Source organism: Micromonospora eburnea (assembly GCF_900090225.1).
Lineage (GTDB): Bacteria > Actinomycetota > Actinomycetes > Mycobacteriales > Micromonosporaceae > Micromonospora > Micromonospora eburnea.
In genome coordinates this window covers 2,349,162-2,369,771 of the sequence record NZ_FMHY01000002.1, presented here as the reverse complement: position 1 = coordinate 2,369,771, position 20,610 = coordinate 2,349,162, and the positions used below count along the sequence as shown (strand labels likewise).

The following is a 20,610-nucleotide window of genomic DNA, read 5'->3' as shown; positions in this document are numbered from 1 at the left end:
CACAGTGCAATCCCGAAAGTACCTGCCGCAAGAGCTCGGGCTCGGTCGGGGATGGCGCCGCTTGCGGAACTGGGACGACGCCGGTGTCTGGCCACGAGTCCACCTCATCGTGGTCGACTTTCACTCTGCACGAGCCGGAGCGCGCTGCACCTCAAACACCCTGGACCAGCCCCAAGGCGTACCACAGCAGGGTGCCGGCCGTCGCGGCGGCGACGGTGGCAGCGAGCAGCATCGGCCAGGCCCGGCCGAGACGGTGCGCCGCGACCAGCCACACCAGTACAGCCAGCGGCAGCACCACTCGCACGATCTCACCGAACGCGACGCCGTAGAGGAATGAATCACCAGAGGCGAGCAGGTGCCACGGTGGCGCCTGCACGATCGCGTGCCAGCCCTCGGCGGATAGCAGCCCGCATGCGGTACCGGCGGCGAGGGCCGCGCTGCGGGTGGTGTTGGCGCGTACTGCGTGGCCGAGCAGTCCGAGCAGCGGGCCGGCAAGCAGCGACCCGGCCAGCCACACCGAAGTCATCACCGCGACCGAGCGCAGTCCGGCCATGTTGGCCGAACTGCCGTCTTCCAAGGTGGCACCGCTCCACCGGCGGCTGACCAGCAGGATGAGTAGGTAGTACAACGCGGTGGCCAGGACCAGCAGGCCGGTGGCACCGGTGGCGGCCCGCCGCGTGGTCTCCGCGTACCGGCCGGCCAGGACAGCGGCCAGCCCCCAGGCGAATCCACTGGAGGTCAGCGCGACCACCACGTGGCCGACGACGCCGCCGACAAAGTCGGCGGCGAAGGCCAGCAGTCCCAGTGTGGCCGCGGCGGCGGCGACGTTCACGGCGTACGCGGGCCGGCGCTGCTGAACGGCAGTGTCGGTCATGCCCGGCCTCCTCGGGTTCGGCAGCGCACGGGCCGGACGAATTGGTGGGCCGCAACGCCGAAATCGGCGTCGCGGCCCACCTCTCCTCACGGCCCCTTCACCACGGCTCGACCGTGGTCAAGCCGCAGATCACGGCCTACTTCCCGTTGTTCGGCACCGCGTGCATGACGGTCAGCGTCATGCTGTTGTTCTTGTAGGACACCCGGAACAGGTAACCGCCCACGTTCAGGGCCCGGTTCTCGGGCAGCGCGTGGAAGGCGCCCTTGATCGAGCTACCGCTCATGATCGTGAACACGGTGCCCGGGGTCAGCTTGCCCCGCACGTCCAGGTCCAGCTCGCCGTCCAGCACCAGCTGGCCCCCCGCCCGGACGCTCGTGTAGTCCCGGTCGCCGGAGATCGTGACGGCGACGCGACCCTGCCTGCCGACGGTCACGTTCCCGCCGACGTTCAGGACGTTGCCCGCGGAGGTGCCGGTGAGCTGCGTGGCCTCGTCGGACGCGAGCCCGGGCCGCAGCACGCCGCTGGTGACGGTCACGCTGCCACCCACGCTGCCACTGCCGCCGAGCGTGCCGCCCTTGACGTTGATCGAGCTTGCGTGCGCGCCGGTGATCGAAAGCTTACCGCCTTCAACCGTCGTGCCGCCCTCGTAGGTGGCGTCGCCCGTCATGATCAGCGTCCCAGCGCCTTGCTTGGTCAGGGAAGCCGTGTAGAGGTGGTTGTCGATGTTGTTCTGGATGTAGGCCGCGCGCTCGTCCATCCATTCCTTGCGCCACTTGACGGCATCCTCGTAGGAGATCTTGTCGTACAACTCGGGATGGCCGTTAGTGATGGCTTGGACGTGGGGATCACCCAAAATGCCCTGAAGCATGAAGGCCTGCTTGTCAAGCGTGCCGTCCGGGTTCAGCACGTTGGGGCTGAATTCACCGGCGTAGGCAATGCCTTGCTCCTTGTAGCCCGCCAGCCACTCCAGATCTTCCCTTTCCCTTTCCTTGATCGCGATCTGGCTGATGTCGTTCGACCAGACGTCCAGGGGCGCCTTATCCATGTTGTAGGTCATGGGGCTCAGGAGCTGGCCGGGGCCGTACATGCCCTTGGCCAGATCGGGAATCCCCCAGCCCCAGCGTTCGTCCGGAAGACCGTCGGGAGCGGTCCAGGCGATGGATTCCCCGGAGGGGGAGGTCTGCCCGGTGCCGAGGAATCTCACGCCGTCGGACATCTTGTTGTTCGCCGTGGTGAACATCAGCTCACGCACCTGCTTGGCGTCCATGTCCGGATAGCGGGAGAGCAGAACCCCCATCACCGCTGTCGCAACCGGCGTCGCCGGTGACGTGCCGCTTGAGTTTGCGTAGTTGGTGTCACCAGCGCTGCTCGTGGTCCGAACGTTGCTTGAAGGGGTGGACACGTTCCACCATTTGGCGAGCCCCGCCTCGTTGTACCCGAACTGCTTCGTGTATTCGGGGTTGGTCGCGGTGGGCGGCTGCACCCCGCCGACGGCTACCCACTGCTTCTCCGCCAGGGGATTGAAGAGGGGGTACGCCGGGCGGAAGTACGGGTTGCTCCAGTCGTTGTTGCCGGCCGACCTCGCGTTGACGGCACCGCTGTCCTTGATGGCGTCCCAGATGGCGTCCATGAAGGAACGCCCGGGGTAGTTCGGATTGTACTGAATGCCGCCTTCCGAATAGCTCTTCTTGAAGAAGAAATACTGGTACTCCAGATCCTTCAGGTACTCGTTGGGGATAATGGTCGCCATTGCCGTGGCGCTGGCGCTGTCCTTGCCAGCCACCTGGTATGCGTTGGCGAGATTGCCGTTGACTCCAAGGTCGCGCCCCAGGCCGTCATAGCGGGTTCTGTCAAGAGTCTGGACATAAGAGCCCCAACTGCTGTTGATGACCTGGGCGCCTGCGTCGACCAGGGCCTTGTTGGCTGTGTACCAGTACACGTAATCGTGGAAGGGGCCGTGGGACTGGCTGTCGGAACCGCCGGTCTTGGCAACATACATCTTCGACCCGAAGGCGATGCCGTGCTGGTCTACACCATCGCGCATGCCGGAGGTGACCCCGAGCATACCGGTCCCGTGCGAGTAGTCACTTGTTCTCGCCTGATCACCGGCCACGGTGAACCACTCGCCGGCAGTAAAAGGGTTCGCCGGGGTCGCGCCACGGTACCCGTAGCCGGACGTGCCGTAGACACCCTCCCCTGTCACCGACTCGATCAGCTCGGTCTGAAACGCCTCGTGCGTCGGCCTGTAGCCCGAATCCATCATGCCCAGCGTGACGCCCTGCCCGCAGTACCCCAGGGCGTAGGCGGTGGACGCGTTTACCGCCGTGAGCTGCCATGGGGAATTGACCGCTGTGCCAGGAGTAGCAGGATTATGGCCCGTATAGTAGCCGTATTCCGGCGTTTCCCAACTGGCTTTAGCGGCATCAAGTTCCCCCGGACTCGTGGCGACAAAACCGGGGTCTTCCGGGTACGACCACTGCGCGCAGCCCTCCGGGTACGACCCCTGCGCGCTGGCCGGGCGTCCGTCGGCCCCCGGCCCGGCCAGCGCGCCGGTCGCCGGCAGGCCGGCGGCCACGACCGCCAAGGCCGCCACCGAGCCGCGCCAGGCAAGCTTCCCTCTTCGCATCTGCGTGCCCATCCTCCCCACACCACCCGTCGACCAGCGGCTCGAGGTCTCTCGTCCGCAAGACACGGGCCAGTCGCCACAACGGTCGAACCGAACCTACGGACCGACGTACGGCAGGTCATCGGACACCTGTGGAAGATGGCCGCCGTCGGCTCCTACGCCCGTCGCACGATCACCGCCGGCGCTGGACCGCGAGCCCGACCCGAGCCACTGCCCGACGCGGCCGCGCGACGTCGATACACCCGCAGTTCAGCCCGTCGTACCTGCCTGCGTGCCCGCAGCGGCACTCGGGTGTCGGGACAAGGTCGACCAGGGACCCACGCCGGCCCGTCGGTGCATAGCAGCGCGTCGGTGACGTCGAACGAGCCGGATGGTCGGCCAGCTTGACGGAAGGGGCGACACCGGCCGCCGCGAGCCGATGCTCGCGGCGGCCGGAGGCTTTCCACCAGCGCGGCCAAGGGCTGGGAAAGGTCCTTGGCTCGCGCAATCTGCAGGGTGTCGAGCAGGCCCGCCGGTCGAAGGTCGGGGGCTCGCGCGCGGATCAGCTGGTGGTCGTTCGGCTGCGCTCGTCAGCCGAGGCGCCACCGTTGAGCGTTGGTGGCGTTGCACGTGTACAACTGCAGGCTCACCCCCGGATCCGGCTTGCCGTTCGGCACGTCGAGGCACCTCCCCAGCGCGCCGAACGCCTGCGTCGTCGGATCGTAGGTCCAGATCTGCGCGGCACTGCCGTTGCAGGTGGCCATGCGGATCAGCGTTCCACTGGCGGATACGCCGTCCTTGACCTCGACGCAGCTGCCCAGCGCCGACAGCGACCGGCGGTCGGGATCGTAGGTGAACCGCTGTTCGTCGCCGCCGTTGCAGCCCCACATGATGACCCCACGCGGGTCGGTGGTGTTGCCGGCCGGGATCGCCGCGCAGTTGGTCGTGCCGTCCAGGCGTACCTGGCTGGTCCGCGAGCCGTCGACCGTGAGGATCTTGGTGGCCGGCACGGCGCCCGCGTACACCCTGACCTCGTCGATGTCGCCGATCAGGCGGTCGGCGACGGCGCTCATCCAGCGGGAACGGCCGATCGCGAAACTGCCGGTCGACGCGCCCACCGTGCACGCGGTGGTGTTCTGCAGGACGTCGTTCAGGTACAGCCGCAGCTGCCCGGCCGTGGCGTCATACACGCCGACCAGGTGCTGCCAGACGTTCAGGTCACCGCTGCCGACAGTGTTGACGCTGAGCGCATCGAGGATCGCCGGCGAGGTGCTGTCCGGCGTGACACAGGTGAACGCCCACTTGCCGGCGCCGCCACCGATGCCCGCGTACCGCAGATGGAAGGCGCTGTTGACGCTGCCGTCCTGGCTGACGATCACGGCGTTGCCGACCGGCATCTGGTGCAGGCGCACCCAGGCGGAGACCGTGAACGACTGATCGGTGTTGAGGACCTGGTCGGTCTCGGCGTACCCGGTGCCGTCGAGTTGCAGGCCGGTACCGGTCTGGCCGGCACCCGACGTGGGCACGTTGGCGTTCGGGATGAACGTCAGGTCGTGGGCGTACGGCGAGGAGTCCAGGGCCGGCCCCTTGCCCGGTTCACCGAAGTGCCACTCCCCCGGACTGCCGCCGTCGGCCGCCACCGCGGCCTCGTTCGCGCTGATCACCCGATCCCAGACGCGGACGTCGGTGATGCCGCCCTTCCAGAAGTCGTAGTTGCCGTCGTCCCACCGCGTACGCCCGACGACGAACGGGCCGGACGTCGTGAAGCCCGGCGGCGCCTGTGCGGTGGCGGCCTTCTGCCCGTTGACGTACAGCGTCATGGTCGCCGAGGCCGGGTCGAGACTGGCCGCCAGATGGGTCCAGACGTTCGGCTTGGCGGCCGGTCCGCAGGCGTCGACCTGCCCCGGTGAAACGCTGTCGCTTCTCGGGATGACGAACCGCCAGCCCTTGCAGGTGATCGAGTACTGCAGCTTGAATCCGGTGCTGTGTACGCCGTCCTGGCTGAGCGCGGTGTGCGAAATGGTGGTGTCGGAGAGCTTGACCCACGCGGCGACGGAAAAGCCCTTGGCCGTGTCGACGGCGGGCCCCGTGGTGGTGGCGAAGTCGCTGGTGCCGTTGAACTCAAGCGTGCCGGTGCCGCCGGGGATGCGACCGGTCGGCTGCCACGTGCCGCCGGTGACCGTCAGGTCGAGGGTGCCCGGGTTCTGGGCGTTGGTCAGGCCGGTGCCGGGGTCGTCGAGCGGCCACTGGGCCTTGGCGGGCTGCGGCAGCTTGACGGTGAACTGGTACTTGGCGGCCGAGTTGTCCTTGGTGCGGCCGGCCCGGTCGACCGCGACGACGACGAGGTTCTGCTGCAGGGTAGTGCCCTCGGGCGGGGTCCAGGTGACGGTCACCGGGTCGCCGGGGCGGGTGGCCCAGGTGTCGTTGGTGGCCGTGCCGAAGCCCCACCGGAAGTGCGTGACGTCGGGTGAGCTGCGAAAGGTGAAGGTGCCGGTGCGGCCGATCTCGCCGCAGGCGTCGCAGCCGTTGGTGTAGAGGTCGCCGGTCACCGTCGGTGCGACGGGGTCGGTGGTGTCGACCTCGAACTCGCAGTTGCCGGGAAGGTTGGTGACCGGTCCGATGCCGCCGCGGCCGTAGTCGTTGGCCTGGGCGCGGAAGGCGTAGATGCCGCCGTCGTCGAGCGGGGGTGTGGTCCAGTAGCCGCGAGTCCCGTTGGCGACCCAGTCCTGGTAGCCGGCGAGTTCGGGGCCGTTGAACGCGCTGCCGCCCCACTTCTGGGCGGCCAACCACAGCTGCATCGGGTCGCCGTCAGGGTCCCAGGCGCGGGCGGACAGCTGCGGCGTCGCGGTGGGGATCACCGGCCGGTTGGCGCCCTGGACGCAGTCGCGCCCGTCGACCTGGAGCCAGTCGGGGGTCGTGGGCGGGTCGTTGTAGTCGACGGCCAGCCGCGCGGTGCCGGCGTCGAACCGCTTCCACTGGTTGATGTCGTTCTCGTTGTCAGCCCGCAGCCCCAGGCCGAGGTACCAGCCCCCGCTTGCCGCGACGTCACGTGTCCAGCCGGTGACGTCGAACTCGTCGTCACCCGGCCCCGAGCAGCCGTACGCGCTGTCGGTACGCCGGCTCGCCCAGGCGGTCGTCGTCTCGTACCAGCGGAACTTGTTCCAGTCGTTGGTGTAGTTCCACGTGACGCCGGAGAAGTTCTCCCAGTTGGCCGCGTTGTCGATGTGCCACAGCTTGGCGGTGGTCGCCGGGTTACAGGTCCACGAGTGCAGCTGCTTGATCAGAAAGGACGCCTTGGTGACGTGGTGGCCGCGCAGCCCGCTGGTGTCGAGCTGGAACATGGTCCGCACGACGTACTGGGTACTCAGGCAGTTGCCCTTGGAGTCGAAGTCGCAGACCCGGCCGTGCCCGACACCGCCCTTGGTGCTCGCGTTCTCCATGGACAGCCCCGCGGAGTCCGGATACTTGCTCATGACGATGGCCCAGTTGTTGTTTCGCAGGCCACCTGACCACGACGGGTCGATGTAGACCGGGTACACGGTGTCCGCGGCGGTCAGCATCGCGGCGTCGGGAGTCACGGTGAGCTTTCCGGCGGAGGCCCGTACCGGCATGGTGGCCCGGCGGGCCGACCGCCGTACGCCGTGCGAGGTCTGGTCGGCCGAGTCCCACATCTGCGGTGCCGGCGAGGTGAAGACCGCACGCCCCTTCTCGTCGGTGGCTTCCAGACCACCGCCGGCGGCGCGCGTGGTCACACCGTCGGTTGTCAGTTTGAACGAGACGGAGACCAGCTTCGGTTGCCGGGCGGCCTGCGCGGACTTGACGACCAGGACCTCGGAGAAGCCGGTCGCCGTCGCGGTCAGCGCGAGGTCGACGCCGGGCAGCACCTCCGGATACGTCGCGGTGTCCCCGGCGAGCGTGGGCGCCGGCAGCGGGCCGCCGGGCCAGGTGATCGACAGGGTCTTGGCGCCGTCGCGGACGGTGGCCGCCGGGCCGCTGCCGCCGGGCGAGAAGGTCACGGGCAGCACGCCGGCCTTCGCCGTGATCGTGCCGTTGGCGGCGGTGGTCAGCGTCGTGTCGACATCGGTCCATGAACCGTCGGGCCGGTGTGCCCATCGCGGGACGAGGTACTGCTCGGTGGTGTAGCCGCCCTCCGGGCGGGCAAACGTCTGGCTGCTCTCGGTGCGCCGGCCGAGCACCTCCACCCGCTGCTTGCAGGCCTTGGCCGTGGCGGTCGCCGCGGCGGCGCCCGGCTGGGCGGTGGTGCAGGCGGGCGTGGCCGGCTGCGCGGCCCGGGCGGGCGCGATGGTGATCGGGAACGTGGCGGTCGTCAGCGCGGTGACAAGGACCGCCGCCAGCCGTTGCAGGCGGCGGTCTGCGGATACAGGCATGGTTTTCCTTGGTCGGAATGGGCCGGGTCGCCCGCCGGCATGCGGCGGGCGGCCCGGATGAAGAGATGGTCAGGCCACAGGGATGTCGTGCGAGCTCACCGGTGTGCGATCGAGGGACGGCGTGTCGTCAGTCCCGGTCCCCCGTGTTGCGGGCATTCCCCCGGTTCCAGCCCGGTGCGGCGGCTGGTGGTCCCCAGATGGGGTTGTCGGCGATAATTTCCTCCACGCTCGGCGCCACATCGCCGCGACAGAAGGCGAAATGGACCCGGCCCATGTTCTTTCCCAGCAGCGACGACAGCCGAACGGCACCCTTGTGGCTACCCGTCGTGTCGATGACCCACGGGTTGCCGGCGAGTTCGAGGCCATCGTGCGGGTGAACCATGTAGTCCGGCAGGGTGTCGCCGGGCTTGAACGTCCATTTATCGTGAATCGGAGCATCGCCAGTCCCGATGGCCTTGACCTGGGATTCGTAAATCGACTTTGTGTGCTCGGCGTAGAAGACCCCGGTGGTTCCCTCGGGCATCTCAAAAGTGGAGAGGGTCCGCTGGCCGTGTCCGGCGATGACCGTCTCGCCGTCCGGTCGCCCTGGCTGTCCCGGGAAGGCTTCCCGTACCGGGCCATTGGGCCGGGTGGGCGCAGCTGCGGTCTTGCGGCTTGCGGGTGTTCGGGGGCCGACCGGCCCTGACGGGTAGTCGCCCTGCTCGTAGCCGCTGACAATCTTGCCGGCCATGTACAGGGTGCTGGCGATGACGCCGCTTCCGGCCACCACAGCGGTGGCGGCGGCGGCCTCACCGGCGGCCGCCGCAAGGCCGGCGGTGGCAGCCATGCCGGCGGTGGCGCCCATCATGGCCGCGCCACTGGCGGCGTTGGCCGCGGCCGCGGCCATCGCCGGGATCGCGGCGGGCACAGCCACCGCGACGGCGACCACCGCCGCGACGGCGACCACGGCAGCCGTGACCTTGAGGACCTTGCCCCAGTTCCACTTGGTGCCGGCCGGATCGGACAGCGTGATCGGATTGTTGTTCGAGTACGTGTACGCGTTGAGCTGCTGCGGATCGCTGGTGTCGAGTTCGGGGTCGACGGAGATGAACCGTCCGGTCCCGGGGTCGTACTCGCGGGCGCCGAGATGGGTCAGGCCGGTGTTGTCGGTGGTGCCGCCGACGAAGCCCTTGTCCATCGCCGCCGGCCAGCTGCCGCTGGTCTGCCGCAGCTGCCCGAACGGCGTCTCCCGGCGCACGGCCACCGCCTGGGTAACGGCATTGACCGAGATCTGGGCGGTGCCGTGGTGGTCGCCGGACAGCCAGGTCAGCCCGGCCGACGAGCGTACGCCGATCGGGTTGCCGGCGTGGCTGTAGTAGCGGGTGGCGGTGCGACTACCGGACGCGTAGCGCAGCTCCTGGTCGGGTAGGTAGAGCGTGGTTCCCGCCGGGTCGGTGCGGGTCAGTCGAGCGCCGTTGGCGTCGTAGAGGTAGCTGGTCGGCCCGGCAGGGCCGCTGACCTTGCCGAGGTGGCCCTCGTTGTCCCAGGTCAGGGTCTGGGTACCGGCATTGCCCGGTCTCGTGGTGGTGTTGCCCGCCGCGTCGTACTCCCAGGTGGCGCTCGTCGTGCCGGCGTCGTCCTTCGTGGTGGTGGCGGCGAGCTTGTGGCTGCCGGCCGTAATGGTGTAGGTGGTGGTCCGGTCACCCGCCGAGGTGCCATGCTCCACCAGCGAGGTGCGGTCACCGGCCAGGTCGTAGCCGAACGACTGCCAGAACCTGGCTGGGCCGCCCAGGCCCGCGGTGGTGGGATCGGCGGTGCAGTCCCCGCCGGCCGGCGTCCAGGCTTCGGTCAGGCGGCGCAGGTGGTCGCTGCGGAAGCACTGCGTGTCCGCGGTGGCCACGTCGCTGACCTTGGTGACGTTGCCCGCGTCGTCGTAGCTGTAGCGCACGTGGGCGACGGTGGTCGACTCGGTCTGCTTGGCCGTCCAGATCTGGGCGAGGCGCCGGGTGTCGGTCTCGTAGGTCCGGGTCACCGCCACCGTGTTGCCGCCGCTGTTACGCAGCGTATACGCGCCGAGTTCACCGAACGACGTGTACGCGGTCTGCGTGACCAGGTCGGTCTCCGCCGTCACGCCGTAACCGGACCGGACGGTCGTGGCCTGGCCGAGGGCGTCGTAGCCGTACTTGAGCGTCTCCTGCTTGAGATCGCCGATCGCCGGAAGCCGCACCGACAGCCGCGACCCGTCCGGATAGTAGGTGTAGGAGTAGGTGTAGGCACCGCCCACGGTGCTGCCGGGAATGGTGTACCGGACGCTGGTGGGCTGGTAGTCGGCGGTGTAGCCGAGGGTCTCGGTGACGTACGCGTCGGTGCCGTCGTATCTCGTCGTCGATGTCGTCTGGCCCAGGGCGACCGTGTCGTAGGTCCACTGGGCGCGCAGCGGTCCGCTCGCCGACCCGTCCCGGACGGAGGTTTTCCGCCCGATCTGGTCGTAGGTGTACGCCAGGGTGATGCCGCGGGCGTCGGTGGACGTCAGCTGGTCGCCGAAAGCGTTGAACGTGGCGCTGCTGTGGCCCTTGTCCGGATCGTCGGTCGTGACCACATTGTTGTGCAGGTCGTAGGTGTAGTCCCAGTGATTGCCGGCCGGATCGGTGAGCCTGACCAGCTTCTCCTTGCTGTTGTACTTGTAGGTGGTCAGGTCGTAGTCGGCCCGGTTGGCTGAACCGGCGACCGCACCCGGGTGGTACTGGCGAAGCTGCACCGTGCGACCGTGAGCGTCCATGACCTTCGAGGTGACGGTGTCGCCGGCGGGCGGGGTGGAGTCGATCCGGTCGCCGGTGTAGGCGGTCGTGGTCCGCCACCGCTCCACGCCGCCCGGGCTACCGCCCGGCGGAACGTTGACCTTGCGGATCGACGCGATGACCCGGGCCGCCCCGTCGTAGACGGACTCACCGGCGACCGGGATGACGCCCGTGGACCGGATCAGGTCGATGCCCGGCGGCTGGGTGGACAGGTACGGATCCGTCACCCGGATCGGCCGGCCCGCGGTGTCGTACCAGCTGTCGGTCAGCACCGCGTTCGGTCCCCCGGCGGAGTCGGCGGCCTGGGTCTGCCGCATGCGCAGCTGCCCGTCGTAGAGCGACCGCAGGACGACGTAGCCGCCGGCGGCGTTCAACCGGCTGGTCGTCACGACCGTCGGTGCGTTGCCCCGGACCAGGTAGGCGTACTTCATGTTCGGCGTCTGCTGGGCTGCCCGGTCGCGACCGGGCAGCCAGACGGCCGTCGTCCGGCCCAGTCCGTCGTACGCCCACTCGGTCGTACGCTGGTTCTGGTCGGTCTGGGTCAGCGTCGCTCCCCACGCCGGCTGCAAGGTTGCCGTGGTGGTCCAGCCGAGCGGCAGCGTCGTACCGACGGCCGTCACCGGCCCGCCTGCCGCCGGCGTATAGCTGGTGGTGGTGACGTTGCCGCGCACGTCCGTGCTGCTGAGGACCCGCCCGTACGCGTCGAACGTCCGCGTCGCGGTCAGGTAGTCGGGCTGCCCGCCGTTGTACGTCTTGAGAGTTTCGGTCTTCGTGACGTCGCCCTTGACCGGCGGCGTCCCGTACGCCTGACCGTCGTAGGACACCCGGTCGTCGGAGATGACGTCGGCGTCGGTCAGTCCGCCCGCGTCGGCCGCGGCGCAGGTGACCGCGTACGTGCGGGTGCGCTGGGCGGTGGCGATGATCCAGGCGGTGACGTTGCGGGTGTAGTCGGTCAGCGAGCACTTCTCGTCCCCGGTGACCGCGTCGTCACCGTGGTCCTCGATCCGTACCGGTGCGCCGTAGCTGTCGAAGACGGTGGTCTCGCTGGTCGTCCGGTCGCCACGTCCGCCGTCGAGCGCGGTCCGGTTGTACTTTGCCGCTACCCCGATGTGTCGTGCGTGGACAGTGCTGCCGCCGATGGTCCGGGTGGCCGTCGGCTCGGACTGCCACGGGCTGTAGGAGTCGGCCGAGATCTCCGCACCGCCCGGGCCGTCATAGGTGACCTTTTCGCGGACCATCCCCGCGTACGCGTCCTCGTCGGTTACCGCCGGGGCGGCCCCAGCCGCGGGAAGTTGCCCTCCCATACCGCGGAAGTAGCGGTTCTCCGCCGACGTCTGCGATCCCGGGTCACCGACCGTCACCCGCACCGCGGCGTAGCCGCGCCAGTCCGACCACGTCCTGTCGTCGGGGCTGATCAGCCCGTCGTCGTCCGTGTAGTGCCATGCCGGATCACCCACGTACTCGTAGCTGGTGATCTTGCGCGGCGAGCCGCTGCCGGTCAGGTCGGACTCGGTGATGGTCTTCGCGACGTACTTGTGGAAGAAGTCGAGAATTGAGCTGGTCTTGCCCTCCGGGGTCCACTTCACCGGGTAGCAGCGCAGGTGGTTGGCGGCCAGGTCGCCCGGGTTGGGCATCCGGCTGCCGACGGCGCAGTCGCGGTCGGAGTAGGTGACCTCGATCCGGCTGCCGTACTCGGTGTCGATGTCCTTGATGCGCCACCAGTTCATCGCCGGGTAGCCGTCGGTGGTCGTGTCGACGCGGTTGTTGAGCTGCGTACCGGTGAAGACGATGTCGGGCAGCGGGGTGGAGCCGCCGACCAGCCCGGTGTGGGAGATCCGGTCGAGCCACAGGCCCGCCCGGGTGCCGTCGCCCGGGTCCGGGAAGGACTGGGTGAGTGTCCACGACTCGACGTCGTTGCCGCCGGTGCGCGTGGTGATCTTCGTCAGCCGGCGCGTACTCCAGAAGGTCGGGGCGCCGTTGCGGCAGGGGCTGGCCTTGCACTCCTGGTCCCAGGGCACGTCCGGCCAGTGCACGCCGTCGTGAGTCGCGCAGTCGGTCAGGCAGCGGTCCGCGGTGTCGAACACGACCTGCATCGGCGCGGTCTCGGTCCGGTCGTTGCGAGTGCCGTAGTCGATACGGTTCAGGTACGCCGACCGGTCGTACCCGGCCAGGTCGGTGTCCTTCATGTTGCGCGCGTACTTGTTGGTCTCTTTGGTGTACGAGTAGCGCATCGTGTTGCCGTGGGTGTCCACGACGTGGTCGAGGTTCCACCGCCAGGCCTGGGTGCAGAACGAGTCGACAAACGCGGCGGCGTGGCACGGCTCGCCCGTCTGGTTACCGGCCACCGGCACGGTGAGCGCCGACTGGGTCTGGTCGCCGAACCAGTACTGGGTGCCGTCCGGCGTGGTCGCCACCCAGAATTCGCCGTTGCGGGCGCCGTTGGCCGCCCCGGTGCGCCGCTCGACCCGCGTACCGTCATCAGAGCGCAGGTGCCAGCCGCCCGCCGTGTCGACCAGCAGCTCACCGGCGTGCCCGGACAGCGAGAGGGTGGCGTTGTCGGTGGCCCAGCACAGGTCACCGGACTTGGTGGTGTTGTTCCCGCCGGCCATGTCCTCGGCGCAGCCGCGATACTTACGCTCGATGTAACCGGCGTCCAGGTCGAAGCCCTCGCCGACCCAGCCGGGCTGGTTGTTGCTGGCCGCCATCCGGCCGTCCACACTGGACGAGGAGTAACTCAACGCCAGGGACGGCTCCGGGCCGCCCAGACCCGGCGGCGTACGCATCGGGTACGACCAGGTGAACGCGCCGGAGTTGTCGCCCGCGCCCCAGGTGGCCGACGCCGACAGTGGCGTAGCGGCATAACTGCCGGCGTTGCCGGATGGACCGGACGACAGCGCCAACAGTGTGCCGGCCTCCGACGGCGCCAGGGCGACCAGCGCCGAGACGGTCTTCGCGGCCGAATCGCCGCGGGTCTCGACCGGGCGGCCGGCGCACTGCGGCAGCTCCGGTGTGACGAGCGCGCAGTCGGGCAGCGCCGTGAACCGCAGCCGCTGCGCCCAGTCGGCCCCGTACGCGCTGGCAAAGGACGAGTAGTCCACCAGCACCGTCGCGGCACCCGCCGCCGTCGTGCTCGACACCTTCACGAGCAGCGCGTCGGCACCGGCCCGGCGGGCCGCGGCGTGGTCGTACACCTGCACCCGTAGCTTGCCGATCGGTCCTCGACCACCGGTCCGCACCCACACCGGCGAGGTCCCGGCGCGTACGGTCGCGGCGGTCGTCCCAGCCCCGGAGCGGGCACCCAGCCGGCGATCCTCGACGGACAGCCTCGCCGCGCCGAGGTCCACCTCGGCGATCGTGGCCGCCGGCCACACCGCAGTTTGCTGCACCGGTGTGCGGGCCGTCAGCACCCGGGCGGCCGGCGGCGCCGGCACCCGTACACCGGGCACCGGGTGCTCCTGCTGCGCCTTCGCGCGCAGGGGCGCGGCGGTGGCCGGCGGGGCGACCAGAAGGCCGGCGACCACGGCGGCGCACACCGCCCCGGCCAGCGAGCGGGAACGCGACAGGCGCTCCAATCTGCGTCGAGATAGGACAGAACTCACTGGGAACGGGCCTCCAGGACACGGGAAAATTGCCGGGCGGAGGTTAGGAAGCCGCGCTTGACGGCGGCTGGATTGCCGCTGTACGCCCAGCCGAAGTGAGCCAGGCAACAGGTGTGCGGCCTTCGAACACGCGTCGCAACCGGGTCGGTCACCATGAGACATGCGCGTGCGGCTGCTGGGACCGGTCACCGTCGACGGTGCGGACACCGCCCTGCCACTCGGGTCGGCCATGCAGCGCACCGTGCTGGCGGTCCTGGCGCTGGAGGCCGGGCGGGTGGTTCCCGTCGAGCGGCTGATCGCATATCTGTGGGGTGAGACGCCGCCGAAAGATCCGAACGGACTGATCCAGACGTACGTCTCCCGGCTGCGCAGCGCGCTCAGGCCCGTCGGCGCCGCCATCGAACGCCAGGCCCACGGCTACCTGCTCGACCTGCCCGCCGCGGAAGTGGACGTTCACGTCTTCCGCGCGGCCGTCGCCGGGGCCGCCACCACCAGCGACTCCGGGTCGCTGCGGGAGGCACTGGCGCTCTGGCGCGGCGAACCTCTCGCCGGCCTCCTGGCAACCGAGCGGCTCGAGCGGCTGCGTGCCGGCCTACGCGAGGAGCACCTCGTCGCGTGGGAGGAGTGCCTCGAACGGGAGTTGCAGGGCGGGCACCACAAGAAGATCACCGGGGAGCTGCTGCGCCTGCACGAGGAGCAGCCGCTGCGGGAGCGGGTCCTGTCGTTGCTGCTGGTCGCCCTCTACCGCGACGGCCGCCGCGCCGAAGCCCTGCAGCGATACGCCGCGGCCAGGCAGCGCCTGGCCGATGAGCTCGGCATCGACCCGACGCCCGCCCTGGCGGCGTTGCACGCCCGGATCCTGCGCGACGAGCTGGATCCGGCCGAACCGCAGGCGCCCGTGCCGCCCGCCGTCCCCCGGTCGCTGCCCTATGACGTGCCCGACTTCACCGGCCGCCACGATGACGTCCAGCGCCTCGCGGCCGCCGCCGCAGCCCACGGCAGGATGGCGATCTGCGTGATCGACGGCATGGGGGGTATCGGCAAGACCGCCCTCGCGGTCCATATCGCGCATCAGCTCGCCGACCGCTACCCCGACGGCCAGCTCTTCGTCGACCTGCGCGGCTTCTCCCCCGCCTGCGAACCCGCCGAACCGGGCGAGGCACTGTCGGTCCTGCTACGCACGATGGGCGTACCCGACGGGCAGATTCCCGCCGGCCTCGCCGAACGGGCCGCGCTGTGGCGGCACACCATCGCCGGCAAACGCATTCTGCTCCTCCTCGACAACGTCGCCGCAGCCGATCAGGCCCGTCCTCTCATCCCCGGCGCGCCCGGTTCCCTCGTCCTCGTCACCTCCCGCCGGCGCCTCACGCTCGACGGCTCGGTACGCGTCTCGCTGGACGCCCTCGACCCCGACAGCGCCCGCGCGCTGTTCATCAGCGTTGCCGGCGCCCGTGCCGCCACAGAGCCCGAAGCCGTCGACGAGGTCCTCGCCCTGTGTGGCTACCTTCCGTTGGCCATCCGCGTCGCGGCCGCGCGCCTCGCCCACCGAGATCACTGGTCGGTCGCCTACCTCGCCGCACGGTTACGCGACGAACACGGCCGCCTCGCCGAACTGCGTACCGTCGATCATGACGTCCACGCGACCCTGCAACTGTCCTATGTCGACCTCACCGAGGCCCAGCAACGGCTGCTGCGCCTGCTCGGAGCACATCCCGGCGACGACGTCACGGCGTACGCCGCCTGCGCGGTTCTCGGCGTCGACTTCCCCACCACCGAGCGGCTGCTGGACGAACTGTTCGACGCGCACCTGCTCATCCAGCACGCCGAAGGCCGCTACCGGTTCCACGACCTGTTGCGGGCGTTCGTCCAACAACTGCCCGACGAGATCGAGCGAGGCGACGCTCGGCGGAACCTGGTCGACTACTACCGTCAGGCGGCCTCGGCCGCGATGGACCTGTACGCCCCGGCCGAACGCCGCTTCCGGCCCGAGATCACCGGCACGCACCACGTGGCCCCGATGGCCGACGCCGCGCAAGCCCTGCGGTGGCTGGACGCCGAGCGAGCCAATCTCATCGCCGTCGCCCACGACGCACCCGGCGTCTTCTCCCGGATCCTGTTCCGCTACCTCGACGCCCGATCGCTGCACGACGACGGCCTCACCCTGCACACCCTCGCCCTGACCGACCCCGACCCGGCGGTCCAGGCAGCCGCCCGCAACGGACTGGGCAACCTCTGCCTACGCCGCGGCGACTACCCGGCCGCCCAGGAGCACCTCACCCACTGCGTCAGCTTGCTACGGGCGATCGGCGACCGGCACACCGAGTCCCGCGTCCTGCTCAACCTCGGCCTGGTCCTCGGCCGGCTCGGCCAGCTCGAAACAGCCATCGTCCACTACGAACAGAGCCTGCTCATCGCGATCGAGTTCGGCGATCTGCTCAGCGAGGCTCGCTGCCTCACCAACATCGGCAACGCCAACCGGCGACTCCGCAGATTCGAGGCCGCCGCCGACGCTCAACTGCGCGCCCTCGAAAAGGCCCGGCAAGCCGCCGCGCCCCTCAACGTCGGGTATGCCCTGTTCAATCTCGGCCTGATCAGCATCGATCGGAACGACCCCGGCCCGGCCATCGGCTACTTCGAAGAGGCGCTGGTGCTTCTCCGGGAGGTCGGCGACCGCTCCGGCGAGTCCGGCGTCCTCGACAGCATCGGCAAAGCCCGCAGCCTGCAGGGCCACCACCAGGACGCCGTCGCGTACCACCAGCATGCCCTGGCCATCACTGAGCAGACCGGCAACCGACACGACCGGCAGCACTTCCTCAACTCCCTCGGCGAAACCCTGACGGCAGCCGGGAAGCCCCAGGACGCCGTGCGATACCACGAAGAGGCGCTCAGCCTGGCCACCGACATCCAGGCCTCGGACGGCCAGGCCCGCGCCTACGAGGGAACCGGACGGGCGCTGATCGCTCTCGGCCGCCGGGATGACGCCCGTCAACCGCTCGAGCTGTCGCTCGCACTGTACGAGAGCCTCGGCTTCGAGCAGCGAGATCAGATCGAACTGCTCATCAAAGAACTCGACCCGAGCTGACGATCGATGATTGTGCTGATCTCCGTCACCCTCGCCGGAACGTGCAACGCCGGCCGGCGCGTCGCGCGTCGTCCGACCCCAACCCGTTGACAAGTACGTCGAGCAGCCGGGGCACCCGGTCAGCCCATTCCTCTGGTTTCACGGGGGCGAGGAACCACGACAGCTTGTTGTGGGTGTGCGCCGCGATCTCCGCCCATACCGAGGACTCGACGGCGCTGATCACGCCAGCCTTGACCCGGGCGTAGGGCGCATTGCCGGGCAAAGCCTCCACCGAGTCACGAGACGTCCTTCAGACCACAGGAGATTTTCACGTTCACGACCCGCCGCCAACGGCGAAGCTGCATGACGCCCGTACGGCCCTCGGATCGGGAAGGATGCCGGCATAGGCCTGAATGGTGCACGGCATGCTGTCGAAGGAGTCCGGATGACCGAGTTGTTCCCGCCGATCCCGCTGTCCGAATGGGCGGACTCGAAGGAAACCGTCCACCGGTTCGCACAGATCGTCGGCAAGATCCGGCTGGACCAGGCACCACCGCGCAACCACTGGTGGCATGTGCCGTTCCACCTGACCGGCCGCGGCATCACGTCCCGACCCATGGGCCGGGACGTGATGTTCGCGATCGACTTCGACTTCGTCGATCACCGGCTGGTCATCAACACCCTGGCCGGACAGACGGTCTCCTTCCCGTTGCAGGGCCTGTCCGTCGCGGCGTTTCACGAGCGACTGTTCACCGCGCTCTCGCATCTCGGCATCCGCGCCCACATCGAGGCCAAGCCCTACGACCTGACTGACAGCATCCCGTTCGCCGAGGACACCACGCACGCCGCGTACGACCCGTACTGGGTCAACCGGTACTGGCAGGTACTCAGCCAGGTGGGGCTGGTGCTGGAGGAGTACGCCGCCCGGTGCAACGCCAAGACCAGCCCGGTGCACCACTTCTGGCACACCTTCGACATCGCGGTCACCCGGTTCTCCGGCCGCCGGGTGCCGCAGCCGGACACCGTCGACCCGGTGACCAGGGAGGCGTACTCGCACGAGGTGATCAGCGCCGGCTTCTGGTTCGGCGACCAGAACATTCCCGAGCCGGCCTTCTACTCCTACACCGCGCCCGAGCCCGACGGCCTCACCGAGGAACCGCTGCGCCCCGCGCAGGCGCGCTGGATCGAGAGCCGGGGTGCGCACCTCGCGTTGCTGACGTACGACGACGCCCGCGCCGCCACCGACCCCCACGCCACGGTCCTCGACTTCCTGGAGAGCGCCTACCAGGCCGGGGCGCACCGCGCCGGTTGGGATACCGGCAAATTGCGCACCCAGTACGCGCCCTGACCGTCGGGCACCAACGTCACCGGTGTCCGTCGTGCCGCCGGCCCGGCGCGATCATCGACCGGCCGGCGAAAGCGGCTCGACGGCAGTGGGTGCACCTCTCCCCCGGCCTCCTGCACCACAGCGGGTGGTAGCCGAATCACGGGGGCCGGCGTGACGGGCATCGACGACATCGCTGCCGTCTCCCGGGCCGAGGAACAACAACCCCGTCCGCGTTGATCCGGCCGCGCTCGTCCGCCTGGCAGTAGCCGGGGCCGCGCCTTGGTACGCGGCGAAAGGAGTCATCCTCGACCAGCAGGTGGACACCGACGTGCCCGATGTGCACGCCGACCCCGAGCGCACGGGTGATCGTCAGGGCGACCGGCGCGCGACCGGCGCGCAGATCACGGTCACCGGCACCGGCGAAGGAATCCCCGCCTGCCCCACCTCTTCGAGCGCTGGCCCACCTGCGGAAGCGCGCCGTCTCTCCTGCCTGGTGCGCGACGACGACGTCGACCACATCCGCCGGCTACACGGCTGTGTGCCGTTCGGCCGATCGACGGCAGTGGCAGCGATCACACCTTTGTGTGGACCGGACCATGAGGAGACCGTCGTCTTACCCGGTGTGAGACAGAGCTTGGACGAGGCCGACGAGCAGGAGCTCGTACGCCGCGTGGCCCACGGTGACCGGCGGGCCTTCGACGAACTCTACCGGCGAACGGCGCCATGGCTGGAGGTGCGGCTGCGCCGCCGGTGCGCTGACCCGGATGTGGTCGCCGACGTGCTTCAGGAGACCTACCTGGCGGTCTGGCGGGCGGCCGGCAGTTTCGCCGGCGACGCCGTCGAGGGCAGCGCCGTCGGCTGGTTGTGGACCATCGCCGCACACCGCCTGGTCGACGCGTTCCGGCGCCGCTCCCGGCGGGCCCAGGTGCCGCAGGTACACGCGGCCGACGCGGTCGTGCCCGCCGCCGAGGACGAGGTGATGGCCGTCCGGGTGGGGCAGGAGCTTGAACAGGCCCTGGCCGCCCTGCCGATCGAGGCCCGCGAGGCGCTTCGCGCCACTGTTCTCGACGGCCTCTCCATCCGCGAAACGTCCGTGCTGCTGGGCGTGCCGGAGAACACCGTCAAGTCCCGGGTACGCCGCGCCCGGATCGCCCTGCGGGAGGCCCTGTCATGAGCACGCATCCCACCCTCGACAAGATCCACCGCTACGCCGACGGCAACAGCGGCCTGGACGAGGTGACCGTCTGGTCGATCGAGGTGCACCTGGAGGCCTGCGCGGACTGCCGTGCCCGCCTGGCCGGCAGCACCACGACCGAGTCGCGAGCCCTGATCGCCGAGGTCGCGATCGCCATCGACCGCGCGATCGCCGCCGGCCCCGTCCCGAAACCCAGAGCCTTCTTCCGTACGCCGACGAGGCAGCGCTGGTTCGTGGCGGCGCTGCTGCCCTGGATCGCCATGACGGCCGCCGTACTCGGCACCGCCGCCCTACTCACGCACTATCTGCCCGGGCTGCCCTCGTTGGTGCTGCTGCTCGCGCCCCTGGCGCCGCTGCCCGGGGTCGCGGCCGCCTGGAGCAGGCGCGCCGACCCGGCCTGGGAGCTGATCGCCGGCACCCCGTCGGCCGGTCTGACAATGCTGCTACGGCGTACCGCCATGGTGCTGGTCCTCGTCGTCCCGGTGCTCGCCGTGTTCGCCACCGCCGGCGCGAATCGGGCGAACCCCGCGCTGATGCTGCTGCCCTGCCTGGCCTTCACCTGCGCCACGCTGCTGCTCGGCTCCGCCATCGGCGTACACCGCGCCGCGATCGGCCTGATGGCGGCCTGGACCGCCGCCGTGGTCGCCCCCAGCCTCGCCACCGCCGAGCTGCCCGCGCTGCTTGAGCCCGCCGCCACCAGCCCATGGGCCCTCGCCACGGTCGTGCTGGCCGCCCTGACCCTCCTGCGCGCCGGCAGTTTCCGGCGCCTGCCCTCATTCTGAAA

Annotated in this window: 9 protein-coding genes; 4 read left to right on the top strand and 5 right to left on the bottom strand. The window is 69.7% G+C overall.

Translation table 11 applies throughout. From position 1 onward, the window contains the following. Window positions 1-151: 151 nt before the first annotated feature. The 4 genes from GA0070604_RS11165 to GA0070604_RS11150 all read right to left on the bottom strand — a co-directional run bounded on the left by GA0070604_RS11165 (window position 152) and on the right by GA0070604_RS11150 (window position 14,216). Window positions 152-874 carry a hypothetical protein gene (locus tag GA0070604_RS11165; RefSeq protein ID WP_091117886.1) on the bottom strand — a complete coding sequence of 241 codons (723 nt, stop codon included), beginning with the start codon at window positions 872-874 and terminating at the stop codon, window positions 152-154. A gap of 136 nt (window positions 875-1,010) precedes the next feature. Further along, the gene (locus GA0070604_RS11160; RefSeq protein WP_141721273.1) at window positions 1,011-3,512 is read right to left on the bottom strand and encodes a S8 family serine peptidase; all 2,502 of its coding nucleotides are present in this window, start codon (window positions 3,510-3,512) and stop codon (window positions 1,011-1,013) included. A 557-nt stretch (window positions 3,513-4,069) separates the two neighbouring features. After that, entirely contained in the window at window positions 4,070-7,867 is a 3,798-nt protein-coding gene (locus GA0070604_RS11155) for a LamG-like jellyroll fold domain-containing protein (RefSeq protein WP_091117884.1), read from the bottom strand. A gap of 127 nt (window positions 7,868-7,994) precedes the next feature. Continuing rightward, window positions 7,995-14,216: a putative adhesin gene (locus tag GA0070604_RS11150; protein ID WP_167363431.1), complete on the bottom strand. Its 6,222-nt coding sequence runs from the start codon at window positions 14,214-14,216 to the stop codon at window positions 7,995-7,997. 187 nt (window positions 14,217-14,403) lie between these two features. Here GA0070604_RS11150 and GA0070604_RS31750 point away from each other — a divergent pair, with 187 nt between their 5' ends. Next, window positions 14,404-17,325, top strand: a complete 2,922-nt coding sequence (locus GA0070604_RS31750) for an AfsR/SARP family transcriptional regulator (RefSeq protein WP_141721272.1) — start codon at window positions 14,404-14,406, stop codon at window positions 17,323-17,325. A gap of 25 nt (window positions 17,326-17,350) precedes the next feature. On the opposite strand, the gene GA0070604_RS11125 is transcribed toward GA0070604_RS31750, so the two are convergent. Further along, complete coding sequence (locus GA0070604_RS11125) at window positions 17,351-17,596, bottom strand: hypothetical protein (protein WP_091117881.1); 246 nt, start codon at window positions 17,594-17,596, stop codon at window positions 17,351-17,353. Window positions 17,597-17,749: 153 nt separating this feature from the next. Here GA0070604_RS11125 and GA0070604_RS11120 point away from each other — a divergent pair, with 153 nt between their 5' ends. The 3 genes from GA0070604_RS11120 (at window position 17,750) to GA0070604_RS11110 (ending at window position 20,608) form a co-directional block, all read left to right on the top strand. Next, a complete protein-coding gene (locus GA0070604_RS11120; RefSeq protein WP_091117880.1) occupies window positions 17,750-18,652 on the top strand; it encodes a DUF5996 family protein in 903 nt (300 codons plus the stop codon). A 601-nt stretch (window positions 18,653-19,253) separates the two neighbouring features. Continuing rightward, window positions 19,254-19,805, top strand: a complete 552-nt coding sequence (locus GA0070604_RS11115; protein WP_167363429.1) for an RNA polymerase sigma factor — start codon at window positions 19,254-19,256, stop codon at window positions 19,803-19,805. Beyond that, window positions 19,802-20,608, top strand: coding sequence for an anti-sigma factor (locus GA0070604_RS11110; protein WP_091117878.1), 807 nt, complete (start codon window positions 19,802-19,804; stop codon window positions 20,606-20,608). Before GA0070604_RS11115 ends, GA0070604_RS11110 begins: the two co-directional genes overlap by 4 nt. Window positions 20,609-20,610 lie beyond the last annotated feature (2 nt).